Source organism: Sporosarcina sp. P20a, assembly GCF_002743175.1.
Lineage (GTDB): Bacteria > Bacillota > Bacilli > Bacillales_A > Planococcaceae > Sporosarcina.
Map to the genome: position 1 here is coordinate 39498 of NZ_PDYT01000019.1, position 17324 is coordinate 56821.

The 17324-nt window shown below is 40.9% G+C and carries 18 protein-coding genes and 1 rRNA gene; 11 read left to right on the forward strand and 8 right to left on the reverse strand.

The features are described 5' to 3' along the window. Window positions 1-563 precede the first annotated feature (563 nt). The 4 genes from CSV72_RS13145 to CSV72_RS13160 form a co-directional block, all read right to left on the reverse strand. Window positions 564-2096, reverse strand: coding sequence for a fumarate hydratase (locus tag CSV72_RS13145; protein WP_099678720.1), 1533 nt, complete (start codon window positions 2094-2096; stop codon window positions 564-566). Between the two features lie 24 nt (window positions 2097-2120). Further along, window positions 2121-2291 carry an SE1561 family protein gene (locus CSV72_RS16920; protein WP_099635128.1) on the reverse strand — a complete coding sequence of 57 codons (171 nt, stop codon included), beginning with the start codon at window positions 2289-2291 and terminating at the stop codon, window positions 2121-2123. A 353-nt stretch (window positions 2292-2644) separates the two neighbouring features. Next, entirely contained in the window at window positions 2645-3445 is an 801-nt protein-coding gene (locus tag CSV72_RS13155) for a polysaccharide deacetylase family protein (protein ID WP_099678721.1), read from the reverse strand. A gap of 105 nt (window positions 3446-3550) precedes the next feature. After that, the gene (locus CSV72_RS13160) at window positions 3551-4450 is read right to left on the reverse strand and encodes a TIGR01777 family oxidoreductase (RefSeq protein WP_099678722.1); all 900 of its coding nucleotides are present in this window, start codon (window positions 4448-4450) and stop codon (window positions 3551-3553) included. 93 nt (window positions 4451-4543) lie between these two features. Here CSV72_RS13160 and recX point away from each other — a divergent pair, with 93 nt between their 5' ends. Then, window positions 4544-5356: a recombination regulator RecX gene (gene recX, locus CSV72_RS13165; protein ID WP_099635125.1), complete on the forward strand. Its 813-nt coding sequence runs from the start codon at window positions 4544-4546 to the stop codon at window positions 5354-5356. Continuing rightward, window positions 5346-5678 carry a YfhH family protein gene (locus CSV72_RS13170; RefSeq protein ID WP_099635124.1) on the forward strand — a complete coding sequence of 111 codons (333 nt, stop codon included), beginning with the start codon at window positions 5346-5348 and terminating at the stop codon, window positions 5676-5678. The genes recX and CSV72_RS13170 overlap by 11 nt, the downstream gene beginning before the upstream one ends. Before the next feature lie 38 nt (window positions 5679-5716). Here CSV72_RS13170 and CSV72_RS13175 read toward each other — a convergent pair whose 3' ends face one another. Next, window positions 5717-6700 (reverse strand): metal-dependent hydrolase, encoded by a 984-nt coding sequence (locus CSV72_RS13175; RefSeq protein WP_099678723.1) that lies wholly within the window; start codon window positions 6698-6700, stop codon window positions 5717-5719. 97 nt (window positions 6701-6797) lie between these two features. Here CSV72_RS13175 and mutY point away from each other — a divergent pair, with 97 nt between their 5' ends. The 4 genes from mutY (at window position 6798) to CSV72_RS13195 (ending at window position 10768) form a co-directional block, all read left to right on the forward strand. Then, window positions 6798-7844, forward strand: coding sequence for an A/G-specific adenine glycosylase (mutY, locus tag CSV72_RS13180; protein ID WP_099678724.1), 1047 nt, complete (start codon window positions 6798-6800; stop codon window positions 7842-7844). A 72-nt stretch (window positions 7845-7916) separates the two neighbouring features. Next, a complete protein-coding gene (locus CSV72_RS13185) occupies window positions 7917-8231 on the forward strand; it encodes a gamma-type small acid-soluble spore protein (protein ID WP_099678725.1) in 315 nt (104 codons plus the stop codon). A gap of 194 nt (window positions 8232-8425) precedes the next feature. Next, window positions 8426-8974: a nucleoside tri-diphosphate phosphatase gene (gene ntdP, locus CSV72_RS13190; protein ID WP_099635120.1), complete on the forward strand. Its 549-nt coding sequence runs from the start codon at window positions 8426-8428 to the stop codon at window positions 8972-8974. A 48-nt stretch (window positions 8975-9022) separates the two neighbouring features. Beyond that, window positions 9023-10768, forward strand: a complete 1746-nt coding sequence (locus CSV72_RS13195) for an ABC transporter ATP-binding protein (protein WP_099678726.1) — start codon at window positions 9023-9025, stop codon at window positions 10766-10768. Window positions 10769-10897: 129 nt separating this feature from the next. On the opposite strand, the gene CSV72_RS13200 is transcribed toward CSV72_RS13195, so the two are convergent. Together CSV72_RS13200 and CSV72_RS13205 are read right to left on the reverse strand one after the other, a co-directional pair. After that, a complete protein-coding gene (locus CSV72_RS13200) occupies window positions 10898-11977 on the reverse strand; it encodes an FUSC family protein (RefSeq protein WP_099635118.1) in 1080 nt (359 codons plus the stop codon). Between the two features lie 74 nt (window positions 11978-12051). After that, a complete protein-coding gene (locus CSV72_RS13205) occupies window positions 12052-13338 on the reverse strand; it encodes a glutamate-1-semialdehyde 2,1-aminomutase (protein WP_099678727.1) in 1287 nt (428 codons plus the stop codon). Between the two features lie 170 nt (window positions 13339-13508). Between CSV72_RS13205 and bcp the strand changes: the two genes are divergently transcribed. The 3 genes from bcp to perR all read left to right on the forward strand — a co-directional run bounded on the left by bcp (window position 13509) and on the right by perR (window position 15488). Beyond that, window positions 13509-13982 carry a thioredoxin-dependent thiol peroxidase gene (bcp, locus tag CSV72_RS13210; protein ID WP_099678728.1) on the forward strand — a complete coding sequence of 158 codons (474 nt, stop codon included), beginning with the start codon at window positions 13509-13511 and terminating at the stop codon, window positions 13980-13982. Between the two features lie 12 nt (window positions 13983-13994). Further along, entirely contained in the window at window positions 13995-14939 is a 945-nt protein-coding gene (locus tag CSV72_RS13215) for a D-2-hydroxyacid dehydrogenase (protein WP_099678729.1), read from the forward strand. A 102-nt stretch (window positions 14940-15041) separates the two neighbouring features. Then, complete coding sequence (gene perR / locus CSV72_RS13220; protein WP_099678730.1) at window positions 15042-15488, forward strand: peroxide-responsive transcriptional repressor PerR; 447 nt, start codon at window positions 15042-15044, stop codon at window positions 15486-15488. 41 nt (window positions 15489-15529) lie between these two features. Here the strand turns inward: perR and CSV72_RS13225 are convergent, their stop codons facing one another. Continuing rightward, window positions 15530-15886, reverse strand: a complete 357-nt coding sequence (locus CSV72_RS13225; RefSeq protein WP_099678731.1) for a YgzB family protein — start codon at window positions 15884-15886, stop codon at window positions 15530-15532. A gap of 159 nt (window positions 15887-16045) precedes the next feature. On the opposite strand from CSV72_RS13225, the gene CSV72_RS13230 reads away from it, so the two are divergent. Both CSV72_RS13230 and CSV72_RS13235 read left to right on the forward strand, forming a co-directional pair. Beyond that, window positions 16046-16909 (forward strand): nucleotidyltransferase-like protein, encoded by an 864-nt coding sequence (locus CSV72_RS13230; protein WP_369802921.1) that lies wholly within the window; start codon window positions 16046-16048, stop codon window positions 16907-16909. Window positions 16910-17252: 343 nt separating this feature from the next. Beyond that, window positions 17253-17324, forward strand: a 16S ribosomal RNA gene (locus CSV72_RS13235); the annotation flags it as partial.

Genomic DNA, 17324 nt, shown 5'->3' on the forward strand with positions numbered 1-17324 from the left:
CAAAGATGTGCTCCCAACGCTCCGCTTATGCTCGCAAAAGCCGTCCTACGCTACGGCTCTCGCTCTAGGCGGACGCTTTCCCATGGGCCCGCGGTGAGCCAACCAGTTCGTTGCACTCTCTTCGGTTGTCTCACCTAATCGGGCTGATCCATCGGGAGTCGCCGCCTGCCGCTCCAATCCCTTGCAATGTAAATAGATAATACTTATTGTTGTGTATTGAAGTTAGATTTGTAATTTGATCACACTTCTAAATAAGTTAAGCTCAAGTGCAAATACAATTTGAGTTCAAAATCAAGTACAAGAATAGATTTGAACTACACTTTCCAATTTAAAAACGAGTCAAAAGTGAAGCGGAGTGGAAGGCGGCGACTCGGGGAGGATCAGCTCGACAGGTGAGACAACTAAAGGAACGTAGTGACTAGTTGGCTCACCGCGAGCCCTCCCGAACGCGTCCGCCTGGAACGCAGCGTAACGATGGATAACCGCACCATCACTTATCCATGCCAATCTATTTATTTACATAAAAAAGCAGCGAATGATAGTTCACATTCGCTGCTTGCTTATTAGTTAAATACTTTTTCTTTGAACTGAGAAAGCTTCTCTAATGAAGACTTGTCAATATCAGCATGTAAGCTGTTACCGTGAGAGTCCATCGTGACAACTGCAGTGAAGTCCTCTACGCGTAAATGCCATAGTGCTTCTGGAATACCGAACTCCAGTAAGTCGACGCCTTCTACCTCTTTAATACAGTCAGCATAATACTGTGCCGCCCCGCCTATACCATTCAAGTACACACCGCCGTGCTCTTTAAGAGCCGCAAGTGTTCTAGGTCCCATTCCGCCTTTACCGATCACCGCACGGATACCGAACTTCTTCATGATATCGCCCTGGTACGGTTCTTCACGCATAGAAGTTGTGGGTCCCGCAGCTTTAATCTCATACTTACCTTCATCGTTCTTTAGAACAACTGGTCCACAGTGATAGATGACTTGTCCATTCAAATCAACTGGTGCGTCATTGTCCATTAAGTGCTTGTGGATTGCGTCACGGCCTGTGTACATACGGCCCGAAATTTTCACCACATCGCCAACATGAAGGTCACGAACGTCTTCTTCTGAAATGGGTGCTTGCAAGTGTACGATACGTGCAGTGGATTTTGCTTCTTCAGCTGGCTGTTCGAATGCAATTTTCTCGCCTTCATTATAGTGCCAATCCATGATTTCGCCGGTTGTTGCATTGATGTTCACTGCCATACGGCGATATGCCCAGCAGTTATACGCTACAGATACATAGAAGCTTGCGGGAATGCGGTGCATGACACCGATTTTACATCCTAATAATGTAGCTTCGCCGCCGAAGCCCATTGTCCCGATTCCAAGAAGATTGGCTTTTTCTAATACGTACTCTTCCAATTGCGCAAGATCAGGAATTGGATTAACGTCCGTTACATCGCGGAAAAGTTGTTCTTTCGCCAGATCATATCCGGATGAACGATCGCCGCCGATTCCGACACCGATAAATCCAGCAGAACAACCTTGTCCTTGTGCTTGGTAAACCGAGTGAAGGATACACTTACGAATACCATCTAAATCGCGTCCTGCACGGCCAAGGCCCTCTAATTCAGTAGGGAGGCTGTATTGAATGTTTTTGTTCTCACATCCGCCGCCCTTTAGGATTAACTTCACTTCTATATAATCTTCTTCCCATTGTTCAAACTTAACAACCGGTAGACCGATTCCTAAGTTATTGCCGCTATTATCGCCAGTTAATGAATCTACAGCGTTCGGACGAAGCTTTCCTTTTTCAGTAGCTAACTCCAAAGCGCGTACAATAGCCGCTTTGATTTCCAATTGGTTTATCCCAATTGGAGTTTTGATCTTGAATGTAGGAAGGCCTGTATCCTGACAAATTGGAGATAGTTTATCATCTGCCATATTGATATTATTTGCGATCGTATCCAAACTCATTGCAGCACTTGTGCCTTTATTTTCGTTTTCTTTTGCAGAAAGGATTGCGCGTCTAACGTCTTTTGGCAAGTTTGTGGACGTTTCACAAACCAGTTCATAAATACTCTTCTCAATTGTCTCTATGTACATCTCAAAATCCCCCGTTAGTATATGTTATTTTTTCGAACTATCCATTTGTTCTTCTAATTCATCGAGTAACATGATTAGACGATCTATATCTTGGAGGTCCGTGTGTTCAGGTTCAATCGCTTCTAATGTTTCAATGAATTGATTGAATCGATTCTTCAGTTCGACGACTTGTTCGTTATTTTGTGAGTTATCCATACGTACACCTCTTTCTATCATTGATATCGTATACGAAAACACTATCTTTTTCAATCTGATTTTGTTGCACGTACTGCAAACAGCAAAAGAAAAAGAAAATAATAGAATTTTCATTAAAACACTTTACAATTAACAGAATAGTTGTTATAGTAAGTCTAATCAAAAGAAAAGGAGGTCGTAGTTATAGAGACGAATCGAATCCTAGACACATAACAACGAAGGAGGGGATCCGTAACAATCCAACATCGGTGAACACGTTGGATAACTACGAATGTAAACATGCAAACTGAAGATGAATCAAATAATTAGAGACCTTATCTGTTGGTAGTGTACATACAGATAAGGTCTCTCATTTATTGTGTAATCGCATTTCCTTTCTCATATTCCTTCACTAACTGATCCAGCGAATGGAATTCATAGCCTTGCTTCTTGGCATCACGAATGAAATCGGGGAGTGCCTCTGCATTATCAGGAGATACGGTATGCATGAGAATGAGTGCACCCGGATGTAATTGATTCATCAATTCGTTATAGGCATATGCTTTTCCTTTACGTTGATCTCGGTGCCAGTCAATGAATGCAACAGACCAGAAAATATGCCTGTACCCAAGGTCATTTCCTTTTTGCAGTAACTTCGCATTAAATGTCCCCTCTGGCGGCCTCGCGTAGATTGTTCTCTTTTGTCCAGTAGTAGCATAGACAACTTCATCCAACCTCTTCCACTCATTTTCCATCTGTTGTTCAGTTAAGTTCGCCATGTTCGGGTGGTCATATGAATGATTTCCGATACCATGACCGTCTTTCACCATGCGTTTTACTAAATCACCGGCGCTTTTTACATAATGACCAGTCAAGAAAAATGTGGCGGGTGCTTTCTCTTTCTTTAGTGTATCTAAAATGCTTTCCGTGTAGCCGTTCTCATATCCGTTATCGAATGTTAGATAGACGACTTTTTTATCATCTTTCCCTTTATAGATTGCACCGTAATCATCAAGCAATTGATCCAGTTCGGCTCCTGCAGAAGGGGGAACTCCTTCAGTAGCCTTCTTGAAACCCCAATGTAAAGCTTCTGCTTGGACAGTAAAGGGATTCATCACCACTCCAACTATCAGCAAACAAGATGCCAGTAAAATTCCTGACAAATGATGAGTCATTAAGCGTCACTCCTTTTTACTAAGCATGTGTCAATCCGCTTTTTGTATGTATGTAATGAAAAAATGTTTGTCAAAACGTGAAAACGTCTCAACAAACATTTGATATTATTTTAAAAGGTTTTCAAGCGCCGGTCGTAAGGAAGGGTAATCAAATGTAAATCCATTAGCCAACAACTTTTCCGGTATTACATGTTGACCTTGCAGAACGACAATACTCTTTTCTCCCAATGTAGCTTCCATTGCAAAACTTGGTACCGGGAACCAATGCGGACGGTGCAATACTTTTCCAATCGTTTTTCCGAAAGCATTCATATGCATTGGACTCGGTGCCACTACGTTAACAGGACCTTCTACATCATCATTCTCTATAGAGAAGAGAATGGCATTGGCTACGTCTTCCACGTGAACCCAAGAGAACCATTGATTGCCTGAACCAATTTTTCCACCGGCAAATAATTGATAAGGAAGCTTAATAAGTGGAAGTGCTCCGCCATCTTTACCTAATACAATGCCGAATCGGGTATATACAGTGCGTACGCCCATTTCATTCGCCTGTCCCGCAAGTTGTTCCCAGTCATAGACGGTTTTGGCTAGAAAATCATCGCCTACTGCAGTGGAGTTTTCGGTATATTCAGCGGTAAGCGATGTAGGATAAATGCCGATCGCACTTGCATTCACTAGGACACGGGGTTTCTTTGGGAGTGTTCGTATCATACGCAACACTTCTTGTGTAGCTGTTATTCGGCTATCATAAATTTGCTTTTTTCGTTCTTCAGACCATCGGCCGTCATCTATAGACACTCCTGCTAAATTAACGAATGCATCTGCTTGCCCGATTTCATTCTCAGGTGAGGCGTGATCCGTCAACCATTGAACATGGTGAACTCCATTATGCTGCGATGAAGGCTTACGTGTTAAGACCACTACTTCATGACCATTATCCTGCAGCTTCTTTGTTAAGATGCTGCCAATGAATCCAGTTCCCCCTGTAATAACCACTTTCATAATGGTTTCCCTCCATTCTCTTGAAAATTAATACACTATTGCTGACCAGCACCACTAGAAGCGGTATACTAAGATAAAGTAGGTGATGGAAACGTGCCGCTTATTACCAAAATATCACAACAAAAACGAGATAGCGAACGTTATAATATTTTCCTTGATGATCAATATGCATTTAGTGTCCATGAAACAGTCCTAGTGAAATTTGAACTCACGAAAGGCATGGAATTGGACGATTGGTCTACGGATGAGATTGTATATTCAGACCAAATTGAAAAAGCATTTAACCGAGCATTACACTTTTTGTCATTTCGTATGCGGAGTGAGATGGAAGTTAAAAAGAAATTGCTTGAAAAAGAATATGGAGAAGCTGTTGTTCTAGAAGCTATCGTGAAATTAAAACGACTCGGCTTCTTGAATGATGAAGCATTTTCGGAAGCGCTTGTACGTACGGAAAAAAATAGTACGTTAAAGGGTCCAAGAGCTATTCAACAATCTCTCTATAAAAAAGGTATACCCAAAGAACTGCAAACTCAAGCATTGGAGGAATATACAATGGAAGATCAAATGGCTAATGCCATGAAACTGGCTGAAAAAACGATGCGATCGAATAGTTCACAACCACCAGCACAAGTTAAGCAAAAAATACAGAATTCATTGGCTAGAAAAGGTTTTTCTTATCAGCAAATTTCAGAAGTTCTCAGCAATTTAACAATCGAGCGGGATGAAGAAGAATGGTCCGACATTACGTCTGCATTCGGTGAGAAAGCATGGAGACGATACCAAAGTAAATACTCAGGATCCGACCTTAGACAACGTGTGAAGCAATCAATGTATCAAAAAGGCATTCCACTCAGTCAAATCGATCAATTTATTGAACAGAAAAGGAATGAAGAAGATGGATACTGAAAAACGTTATAGTGATATGAATGAAAACGAGCTGCGTAGTGAAATTGCTAACCTAATGGAAAAAGCGCGTAAAGCCGAACAGATGGGGATGATTAGCGAATATGCAGTTCACCAAAGAAAGGCAGTTCTTGTACAATCTTATCTTGTAGACCCGGCTAGTATTAAGCCAGGCGAGATGTACCGAATTGAAGGAGACGATGGGGTCTTCTTTCAAGTAGATTACCTTAAAGGATTGTTCGCATGGGGATATCGCTTAGGCGGCGAGAGAGCTGAAGAAGCATTGCCGCTTGCTATGTTGAAAGATATAAAAAGCGGGAAATAAACAAAAAAGAGCGCTCGTGCATTATGCACGAACGTTCTTTAGTTATTTGGGGCAAAATTAAGCTTTTTACGAAGTTTTTCTTCTGAGAATATCCATCCTGTATAAGAATTGACTACCTCTAAGTCTTCATTGACGTGTGCTACTGCAACGAATGGGTAGTAACCTTTGCTTCGATAACGCAAATCAATTAAACGGACTTCGTAGATATGTCCTTTTTCTGAAATCGACCAACGATAAAGAGGCGAAAATGAAGTGAAAGCTTGCATGTTCGGATCTTCTAGTGCCGCTTCAACTTGAGGTGACATCGGCATGACTTCGCGCTCGAATCGTTCGTAAATAGTAATGGAACGTCCGTATGCTCGTCCTACATAATGGTCTACATCTGTCGTGGCAGCAACTCGCCACTGAAAGAAGTTCATCGTAGGTGCGGTAAATATATGCGTCGCGTTAGGAATCGTCTTCTTGACTGCATTCTTCACTGCGCTCTTCACTGCGAAGCGCAATAGGTAATAGAAGAAGATGACGACATATAATGTGGACATTGTAAAGACGGGATCTGCGCCGAACACCCATGCCATGATTGCAATTACATGGAGCCCAAATATAATGGGGTCAAATGTATTAATGACTCCTATGGCTACCCACTTATGAGAAAATGGACGAAGGGCTTGTGTTCCATATGAGTTGAAAATATCAACAAATACATGTGTAAACACTGCTAAAAATGTCCAAGCCCAGACATGAAAGAATATGGCTCCGGGAACAAAGAAATTCAGCAGTATGGAAATCAGCAACGGCCATAGCATAACAGCTGGAACCGAATGCGTGATACCGCGATGATTACGTAAATAGACAGCATTGTTTCGAAGTTTCAATACCGTATCTATATCGGGAATTAAAGATCCGACCATAATTCCTGCGAAAACAGCGCCCATTGTGGCAGGTTCAGTTGCCACGACTGAATCGGCAAGAGCTAATCCACTGATCGCAACACCCATAGCGATATGTGTACCTGTATCCAAATTATCACTCCTTAATCGAAAGAGTTATATGCTACTTATAATTATATACCCTTTATTATTATAACTAAAAGTATTTACATGAAGAAGCGAGGTCCATATGCAAATTATTGAACAAAAGAAAGCATTCCAAGATGCGTTATTGACTTGGTATGAAGCTGAAAAACGAGACTTGCCTTGGAGAAGAACAGACAATCCATACTATATCTGGATTTCTGAAGTTATGTTACAACAGACAAGAGTGGATACTGTCATACCGTATTATGAGCGTTTTATTAAAAAGTTCCCCACGATGCAAGATCTTTCAAATGCACCAGAAGAAGAGATTTTGAAAATGTGGGAAGGACTTGGCTATTACTCCAGGGTGCGTAACCTACAGTCAGGTGTAAGAGAAGTCGTAGAAACCTATGGTGGGAAAGTTCCTAATAGCCGAAAAGAAATTTCTACATTAAAAGGAGTCGGGCCATACACGGCAGGTGCTATATTGAGTATTGCCTATGGAGTACCCGAACATGCAGTAGACGGAAATGTTATGCGGGTGTTGTCGAGAATTTTATTAATTGAAGAAGATATCGCCTTGCCTCGTAATAAAAAAATATTTGAACAAGCCGTGATGGAATTAATATCGGAAGAGGATCCATCTTCCTTCAACCAAGCGCTCATGGAATTGGGTGCAACGATATGTACACCGAATCCACACTGTTTATTGTGCCCTGTTAGGGAATTTTGTATCGCCTTTGAAGAGGGAAAACAACAACAATTGCCAATTAAGATAAAAAAGCAGAAAATGAAGCATGTTTCGCTAGCTGCCTTTGCGATTCAAAATGAAGAAGGCAATTGGTTGTTGCAGAAACGTCCCAGCACCGGGCTGCTAGCCAGTCTTTGGGAATTTCCAATGATTGAACTTCAAGAAGCTTCTGCAGTGGAAGCATTTGAAAAAGAGAATGGATTAAAATTAAAAAAACTTCAAGAATTACCACATGTCCTACATGTCTTTTCACATATAACATGGGATATTCATGTATATCGTGCACAATTGGAAGAGGAACATACAGAAGGCGATTTGCAGTTCTTCACTAAACAGGAAGTTCTGGCACTACCAAAGTCAAAGCCAGTTCTAAAAATTATCGATTTGCTTGAATGGTAAAAACTTTATAACCTACCGTGAATAAAACTCCGACTAACAGGACATCATAGTGAGTACGGAGGTGAATAAAACATGCCAAATCAATCAAAACGTAATTCACAGCAAGATCCATCTATAACAGATGCGAACCAAGTGAAAAAACAGAATGCGCAACAATCGATGAATGAAGAGTTCGCTTCCGAGACGGACGTCAATCAAGTACGTCAGCAAAACGCGCAATCTGCGATGAACATGCAGTCTTCTTCATCCGCGATGCAGTCCTCTATGAATGAGGAGTTCGGATCTGAAACAGATGTTAATGAAGTGAAGAAACAAATTAACAAAGCAGAAGCAAACAAACAAAATGCTTCAGGAGCACGTGCGAACAAAAATAAAGGTTCATACTAAGCGTGGGCATCACCGACCGGTAGAAAAGGCTATTATAAGCCATTTCTACCGGTTTTCTTGTGTGAAAAAACAAGCTGTAGGCCTACTGTATTAAAACAATTACGAAATAGATGGTTGAATCGTTTTAAATTTAGGAAAGCTGTTGGTATAATGAACAGATAGCAAGAGCGGCAAGGCTCAAAGGTGGTATAAAAATGGCGATTCCAAAAGAAGGAGAAACAGTACAGATACACAGCTACAAACATAACGGCAAAATTCACCGTGTCTGGCAAGAGACACTCGTATTAAAAGGCACACGCAATATTATCATCGGTGGTAATGAACGCACGCTCGTGACTGAGTCAGATGGTCGCACGTGGCTGACACGTGAACCATCCATCTGCTATTTTCATGCGGAAAACTGGTTTAACATCATTTGTATGTTGCGTGAAGATGGTGTCTACTATTACGTTAATATGAGTTCACCATTCGTTTACGATGAAAAGTACTTGAAGTATATCGATTATGACTTGGACGTTAAAGTGTTTCCTGATATGAGCTATTTGATTCTCGATGAAGACGAATATTCAGATCATAAACGTCAAATGAATTATCCAGAAGTCATCGATTTAATCTTGCAGGATAACTTAAAGAAGCTTCTTGGTTGGATCAAACAAAGGAAAGGTCCATTTGCTCCTGATTTCATTGATGTTTGGACATCACGTTTTGAATTTTATAAGCAAATCCAAGAAGAACAAATCTAGACCTGCTTGCACTCGTGCAAGTCAGGTTTTTTTAGTAGGAGGAACACGATGGGCGAAAGCATTAAACGTTATCTTCAATTTGTAAAGCCTTATAACTGGCAAATTGTCTTCACTGTTCTCATTGGTGTTGTGAAGTTTGCTATTCCACTATTTTTACCATTATTAATTAAAATTGTGATTGATGATATTATCGGTTCCCCGAAGTTGAGTGATTCGGATAAAACGCAGCAATTATTTTATTGGCTCGGCGGCACGATCATTGTGTTTTTCTTGATCCGTCCGCCTGTGGAATATTATCGTCAATACTATGCACAATTGGTAAGTAATAAAATTTTGTTCGATATCCGCAAATCACTGTATAGTCATTTACAAAAGCTTGGACTGCGCTTTTATTCCAATACACGTGCGGGTGAAGTGATTTCGCGAGTGATCAATGACGTAGAGCAGACGAAAAACTTCGTCATGATTGGTTTGATGAATGTTTGGCTCGACTTGGCCACTATTATTATTGCAATTGCTATCATGTTGACTTTGGATGTGGAGCTAACACTCGTCACATTGCTGGCATTTCCGTTTTATGCATTCAGTGTCAAACATTTCTTCGGGAAATTGCGTCAATTAACACGTAAACGATCCCAAGCGCTCGCTGATGTACAAAGTTATTTGCATGAGCGTGTGGCGGGAGTAAGTATTATTAAGAGTTTTGCAATCGAAGACAAAGAGCAGGAACGTTTTGATGAAGTGAATAATAAATTCCTTGACCGAGCAATTGAACATACACGCTGGAATGCCAAAGCGTTTGCAGTCGTCAATACGATTACCGATGTGGCTCCTTTACTCGTCATTGGCTATGCAGGCTACCAAGTAATCAACGGTTCATTAACTGTCGGAACGATGGTCGCTTTCATTGCATTTATAGAAAGACTATACTCACCTTTACGTCGTCTAGTTAACTCATCCACTTCATTAACGCAATCATTTGCTTCGATGGACAGAGTACTAGAATTAATGAATGAAAAGTATGATGTTGTCGATAAAGAGGATGCAAAAGCATTACCGTCGATTGCTGGGAAGATCGAGTTTGATCGTGTCAGCTTTGCATATGAAGAAGAGAAAGTACTGACAAATATTAGTTTGAAGATCCGCCCTGGTGAAACAGCCGCACTTGTTGGTATGAGTGGTGGTGGGAAATCGACTATTATCAGTTTGATCCCGCGATTTTACGACGTGACGTCTGGCGCTATTCGCATCGACGGCCATGATATCCGCGACGTAAAGGTTAAATCGCTTCGTGATCAGATCGGTATGGTACTTCAAGATTCAATTCTGTTTAGTGATTCTGTCAAAAGTAATATTTTGATGGGGAAGCCGGATGCCACTGATGAAGAAGTCATCGCTGCAGCAAAAGCCGCAAATGCGCATGACTTTATCGAAACATTGAGTGAAGGATATGATACAAGGGTCGGTGAACGGGGTGTGAAGTTGTCAGGTGGACAGAAGCAACGTATCTCCATTGCCCGCGTCTTCCTAAAGAACCCGGCATTGCTCATCTTGGATGAAGCGACTTCCGCCTTGGATTTAGAAAGTGAAGCACTTATCCAGGATTCATTAGAACGCTTAGCACACGATCGTACTACACTAATCGTCGCTCATCGACTATCTACCATTACGCATGCGGATTGTATTTATGTGATAGATCACGGTGATTTAAAAGAATCAGGTACCCATAAGGAATTGATGAAACTAAACGGTACATACGCTGGTTTATACAATCGTCAAGAACTTGGGGGATAAGTAGAAAGGTGAACATGGGCAGGATCAGCGTGTGTACTGTAACGGAAATGCGAACCATTCGGTAAATGAACTTCAACTATTTATACAAATAAAAACGGCACAAGACTATTATAGTCTTGTGCCGTTTTATTAATAGAATTCATCTTCTAAAATGTTCTCTTCATCTTCATACCGCGTTTGATAAGAAGTGATCAGCGTATCCAGATGTTCTAGCTGTTCCTCGTAATTCAGGATGGACGAGAGGACATGAAGTAAATGATAAGAAGAAAACTCTTCTTCTTCATTGGTGATCGCAATTTCCTTCACGAAAATATTCATCACTTCTTGTCGTTGCATAAACTCACTATGTGTTTCATCGTCGTCGAAATCCGCTTTTAGCTTACCAACGAATTTCAGATGAAGTTGTTCATGATAGACGAGTAATGACTCTAGACGCTCCTGAATCATCATTCGGAAATGCTCCGGAAGATTGATGAGTTCATTTTCATACATATGCATCCTTTTAAGAACGTCATAACTACTCCTAGTTGTAGCGATCAATTGTCGATAGACAACAAGCCGTCTCGCTTTTGCGGCAGTAGTTTTCTTGAAATAGCTGCGCTCTTCTTTAAATAATAAGTACAACTGATCAATTTGTATCAGACGTTCCTTTAACTTACTCAACGATTTCTTCATAGCAGTATGTTCAGACACTTGACGACCAGCTAGACGCGTCCAACGAATAATTTCGTCCTGTGCCTGATGAATCGCCTGAAACAGTTTCGTTTCATATTTCGGTGGCATGAACACTAGATTCACAATGAATGCCGCTAGTACACCTACCAAAATTGTACCTACACGAAGAAGGGCAAATGTTAAGAAGGCATCATCTTTAACCTCCATCACCGCAATCATCGTAACGAGTGCAAGTGACATAGATTTTTCGAGGCCGAGTTTCAACATAATGGTCATGACGATGACAGCTGCCAAACCGACAATGATTAGTTGAGGCCCGAAGATGAGAGTGAATAAGACTGCTATAGTGGCACCGATTAAATTACCTTGCAATTGTTCTACTATTGTTAAGTATGATCTGTAAATAGAGGGTTGGATTGCGAAAATAGCTGCAATACCTGCGAACACTGCTGTAGGTAATTCTAATAAATTTGCGAGAAACAGAGCAAATACAATCGCAATACCCGTCTTAAAGACGCGGGCACCAAGTTTCATTGGGTAATTCCTTTCCTAAAAGCTCTTTTATGCTTACTTTACAATATACGCATAAAACGGTCAATTGTTCTATTTCAAAGCGCCTTAAATGCGCGATCTACTGCTGCAAGAGTTTCGTTTATATCGGATTCTGTATGAGCAGAAGTTAAGAACCATGCTTCATACTTAGATGGCGCCAAGTTGACACCGTTTTTCAGCATCTCTTTAAAGAAACGACCGAAAATTTCACCGTCTGTTGCTTCAGCTTGCTTGTAGTTTTCCACTTTGACATCTGTGAAGAACAATGTAAGTGCGCCTCCGAGACGATTGATCGTCAATTGGATACTGTGTTTTTCAGCCAGTTTCAGAATACCATCTTCAAGTAAACCGCCTAAGCGATCCATCTCTTCATAGATGCCTGGTTCTTGAAGCACTTCCAGACAAGCAATTCCTGAAAGCATAGATGCAGGATTTCCAGCCATTGTTCCTGCTTGATAAGCGGGGCCTAATGGAGCAACTTGTTCCATGATTTCTTTTTTACCGCCATAAGCGCCAATTGGTAAGCCACCGCCGATAATCTTTCCGAATGCTGTTAAATCCGGTTGAAGACCGAGTAATGTCTGCGCTGCACCATAATGAAAACGGAATGCTGTAATGACCTCGTCGTAAACAGTCAAAACGCCTTGTTCTTTAGCTAACTCATGAACGAGTTCCAAGAACCCTTCATTCGGCTCGACGATTCCAAAGTTCCCGACAATCGGTTCGATGAGAATACAAGCAAGTTCATCGCCCCATTGTTTCATCGCTTCTTTATAGCTATCTGGATCATTGAACGGAATCGTAATGACCTCTTTCGCGATAGAAGAAGGGACGCCTGCAGAATCTGGTGTGCCTAAAGTAGCGGGACCAGATCCAGCAGCTACTAATACAAGATCCGAGTGACCGTGATAGCAACCAGCGAACTTCATAATCTTTGTACGACCAGTATATGCTCTTGCTACACGAATTGTTGTCATAACAGCTTCTGTACCGGAGTTAACGAAACGAACTTTGTCCATTCCTGGAATAGCTTCTTTTAACATTTTTGCAAATTGTACTTCGTGGCGTGTAGGCGTTCCATAGAGTACACCTGTTTCCGCTGCCTTCGTAATGGCTTTTGTTATGTGAGGATGCGCGTGTCCTGTAATGATCGGGCCGTATGCTCCTAAGTAGTCAATATAACGATTACCATCTACATCATAGAAATAAGCGCCTTCTGCACGTTCCATAACAGTAGGTGCACCTCCGCCAACCGCTCCGTAAGCTCGGGCTGGGCTATTGACGCCACCCACAATATGTTCACATGCTTCTGCGTAGATTGCTTCTGAATTTTTTCGGTTCATTAGTTAATTCCTCCAAATCAATTATACGTTATCCATTTTAACATTAATCGGAGTGAAGTCTCTACCTTCAGAGTGAAGTATAGGTAAATTGTAAAATTCAAAAACTTCCTATACGATAAGTAAAGAGAGATCGAAGTGTACTATTCATTTTTATTAGAGGAGGATTCTTAATGGAAAAATTAGAAGGAAAACAAGCACCTGCATTTTCGCTAGCAAATGAAAATGGCGAAATGGTTTCATTGAATCAATTCAAAGGGAAAAGTTATGTAGTATTGTATTTTTATCCGAAAGACTCAACACCTGGCTGTACGACAGAGGCTTGTGATTTTCGTGATGCACAGTCGGATTTTGAAGGGCTGAATGCGGTAGTACTTGGTGTCAGTCCTGATCATGAAGCTTCTCACCAAAAGTTTATCGCGAAGCACTGCTTGCCATTTTCTTTGCTTGTGGATGAAGATCATGCGGTAGCTGAAAAGTATGGTGTTTGGAAGCTAAAGAAGAACTTCGGAAAAGAGTATATGGGAATAGAACGATCTACATTCCTGATTGATCCAACAGGTACCGTAGTGAGAGAATGGCGGAAAGTTCGTGTGAAAGGTCATGTGGAAGATGCACTTACGACACTTGAGCAACTGACGAACTAGGAGGCAATCACTATGAAGATATTATTTACATTTAAGATCAAAACTTCATTTAAAGAGCAATTAAAAGAGAAGTATTCAAATGTCGAATTCCTGTATACAACCAATATTGATGAAGTGTCGTTAGAAGATATAGAAGTAATCGTGACTGATGGTGGAGATTTGAAAGCAGAACATGTCGAAAAAGCTACTGAACTGAAATGGGTCATGGTTGCGGCTGTAGGAGTCGATACATTGCCGATTGAAGCACTTCAGGCGCAAGATGTTCTAGTCACCAATTCTCATGGTGTTCATAAAATGCCGTTAGCCGAATCTGTATTGGCTCATTTATTATCCCTTGAAAGGGGTTTACCAGGTATTTATAAGAGAGAAGCTGAAAAAGAGTGGGAGCTAGACTCTTTACCAGGTGAAGTGAATCACTCCACTGCATTAATAGTAGGAACTGGAGCGATTGGCGAAGAAATCGGAAGACTTTTGCAAGCGTTTCATGTACATACGATCGGATGTAACCGTTCAGGGCATTCAAATCCTTATATGAAAGAAACGATTTCCTTGAATGAAATTCTCGAAAAGCTTCCTCATGTCGATTATGTGATTTCCATATTGCCAAGCACTCCTCAAACGCGATGGATTTATCAGCCAGAGCATTTCCGCGCAATGAAGGAGACAGCTGTCTTTATGAACGTGGGCAGGGGGGACGCAGTAAGAGAGCAGTATGTGTTAGACGCGTTAAAACAACATGAAATCCGCCATGCGGTACTGGATGTCTTTGAAACAGAGCCATTACCTAAAGATAGCCCTTTTTGGGAGTTGCCGAACTGTACGGTATCCCCGCATATGACCAGTCTTTCCGATCAATACATTAAACGTTCCTTAGATATTATGGATATTAATCTTGAGAAATGGGTGGCGGGAAACAGAGATCTCATCAACCAAGTGGATTTAGCAAAAGGCTATTAATATAGCGTTATCGGCAGAATAGTTGACAATACACCTCATAGTTGAGTAAACTAATTATAATGATTATAAAGAAGTAATCCTTATGAAGTGAGGTGCATTACGATGCCTGGAGTATTCTTAAAAGATGCGTTAGTGACATTGAAAGAAAGTGGTGTGAGAATTACTCCGCAACGACATGCGATTCTCGAGTATTTAATCACATCTCATTCACATCCAACTGCTGATGAAATCTATAAAGCGCTAGAAGAAGACTTTCCTAATATGAGTGTGGCGACAGTTTATAACAACTTGCGTGTATTCCAAAACTCTGGATTAGTAAAGGAGTTAACATATGGAGATGCGTCAAGTCGTTTTGATTTCGTGACACATGATCATTACCATATTATATGTGACGATTGCGGAAAGATTGTAGATTTCTACCATCCTGGTCTGGAAGAAGTAGAACGTCTTGCAGCGCATGTAACGGGTTTCCAAGTAAATTCACATCGCCTAGAAGTGTATGGAACATGTCCTGACTGCGCAGCAACACAACAAACTGAAGCGAAATAAAAGAGTGTAACCCCTAATGGGTTACACTCTTTTATTTTGTATTATTTTTCTTGCTTCACTTTTTTATTATACGCGATGTCGAATTCTTTACCTTCAAGATTTGGATCAAGTGTTAATGGCTCGCGGCAATGTCCACACATATCAACCCGTCCAAGCACTTTAGTATGCTTGCCGCAATTCGGACATTGTACTCGTACAGCCCGTGTCGACAAGGTACCGATCCACGCGTACACCACTGTACTACCGATAATTGCAAGCATTCCCAAGAACATAAAGATCAACATGACAATTTCATTGGAACGGAAAAAGATCCCGACATACATAATGACAACCCCAATGAAAATAAGTGCTAAGGCAAATGATCGAATACGATTTATTTTATTTTTGTAAGGCTTCATCTTAAGTTTCCTCCTAACGCTATCCTCACCTAATATATCATATTATTATTTAATTGCAGTATAAACTCCCTTTAAAATAAAGGATTTTGTGTGAAATTCGTCGAAATAGAGTATTCGAGATGATCTTATAGAAAGCTGGGAGGCGAGATAGTGGAACAAATGCTACGGCCAGTGTACCAAGAGAGAGCTAGTTTACCTGAGACATTAAGTGTGCTCCTCATTGGCAATCAAAGAGAAGACGACCCGATAACTGATACCTTTGATGAAATCTTATTTATAATTACCTCAAACAATGAGATACCCATTCAGACCAAACACTATACAGATGGTAAACGTAAGGCGGCTATGCACATCATTAGCGAACGACAACTAACACATTGGTTGCTTGTAGGAACAAACAAGAAAATCATTGATTGGCTCATCCTCGGAAAAGTATTCTTTGACCGTGATGAATATGCGGAACGACTGAAAGAACGTTTATCCGAAGAACCGCTGTTTGGTAGGGGCATTAAGATGGGGATGGAAATGGCTAAAATGATTCGCGCTTATAATGAAGGGAAAATTCATTTCGAAAGAAAACAACATATGGATTCTTATCTTTACGCGATCAATACATTACATCACTTAGCAAGGTTCGTGGCCGTTAAACGCAACGTCTTACCTGAAAATACCGTCTGGGCACAAATGAAAAAAATAGATCCCGCTGTTTTTAAGTTATATGAAGAATTGATAGGCAGTGAAGAGGAACTAGGGAAACGTTTGGATTTAGTGTTCTTGGCAAGTGAGTTCTTCATCCATAACTATACAAATGAAGCTGCGGTACATTTGCTGACTATCATGAGTGAAAAGGAATCATGGACCGTCCAGCAATTGCATGAACAGGACGAGTTAGCGTTGTATTCCTCGGACCTAGAGTTCTTTATCGAGTATTTGGTAGATAAGCATTTAATTGAAATTACGCAAGTACCATCTAAAAATGAGTTGCTATTCCATAGAGAGTACCGTATTATAAGGGCTCGGTAGCTGTCGTAGAGCGATTCCAAGATCGCTCTATAACTTTTATTGAAATAGTTGTTGACTTATTCTTTGGCGTCATGTTATTATAGTAAATGTCGCTTGGGAGAAACGTTCTAACAACGCGCACAACACATTCGAAAAAAAGAATTTTAAAAAAGACTTGACGAATGAATGCAAGATGAGTTATATTAGAGAAGTTGCTTTTACAAGAAGCACAAAACACGAACCTTGAAAACTGAACAGCAAAACGTTAACGAAATACAGTTTGTGTGTCGGCTTGCCGGTGGCACAAACAAAATGAGTATCTTAATTGATGCCAGCAAATGAAACTCGAGCTAATCGAATTTCTCTTATGGAGAGTTTGATCCTGGCTCAGGACGAACGCTGGCGGCATGCCTAATACATGCAAGTCGAGCGAACT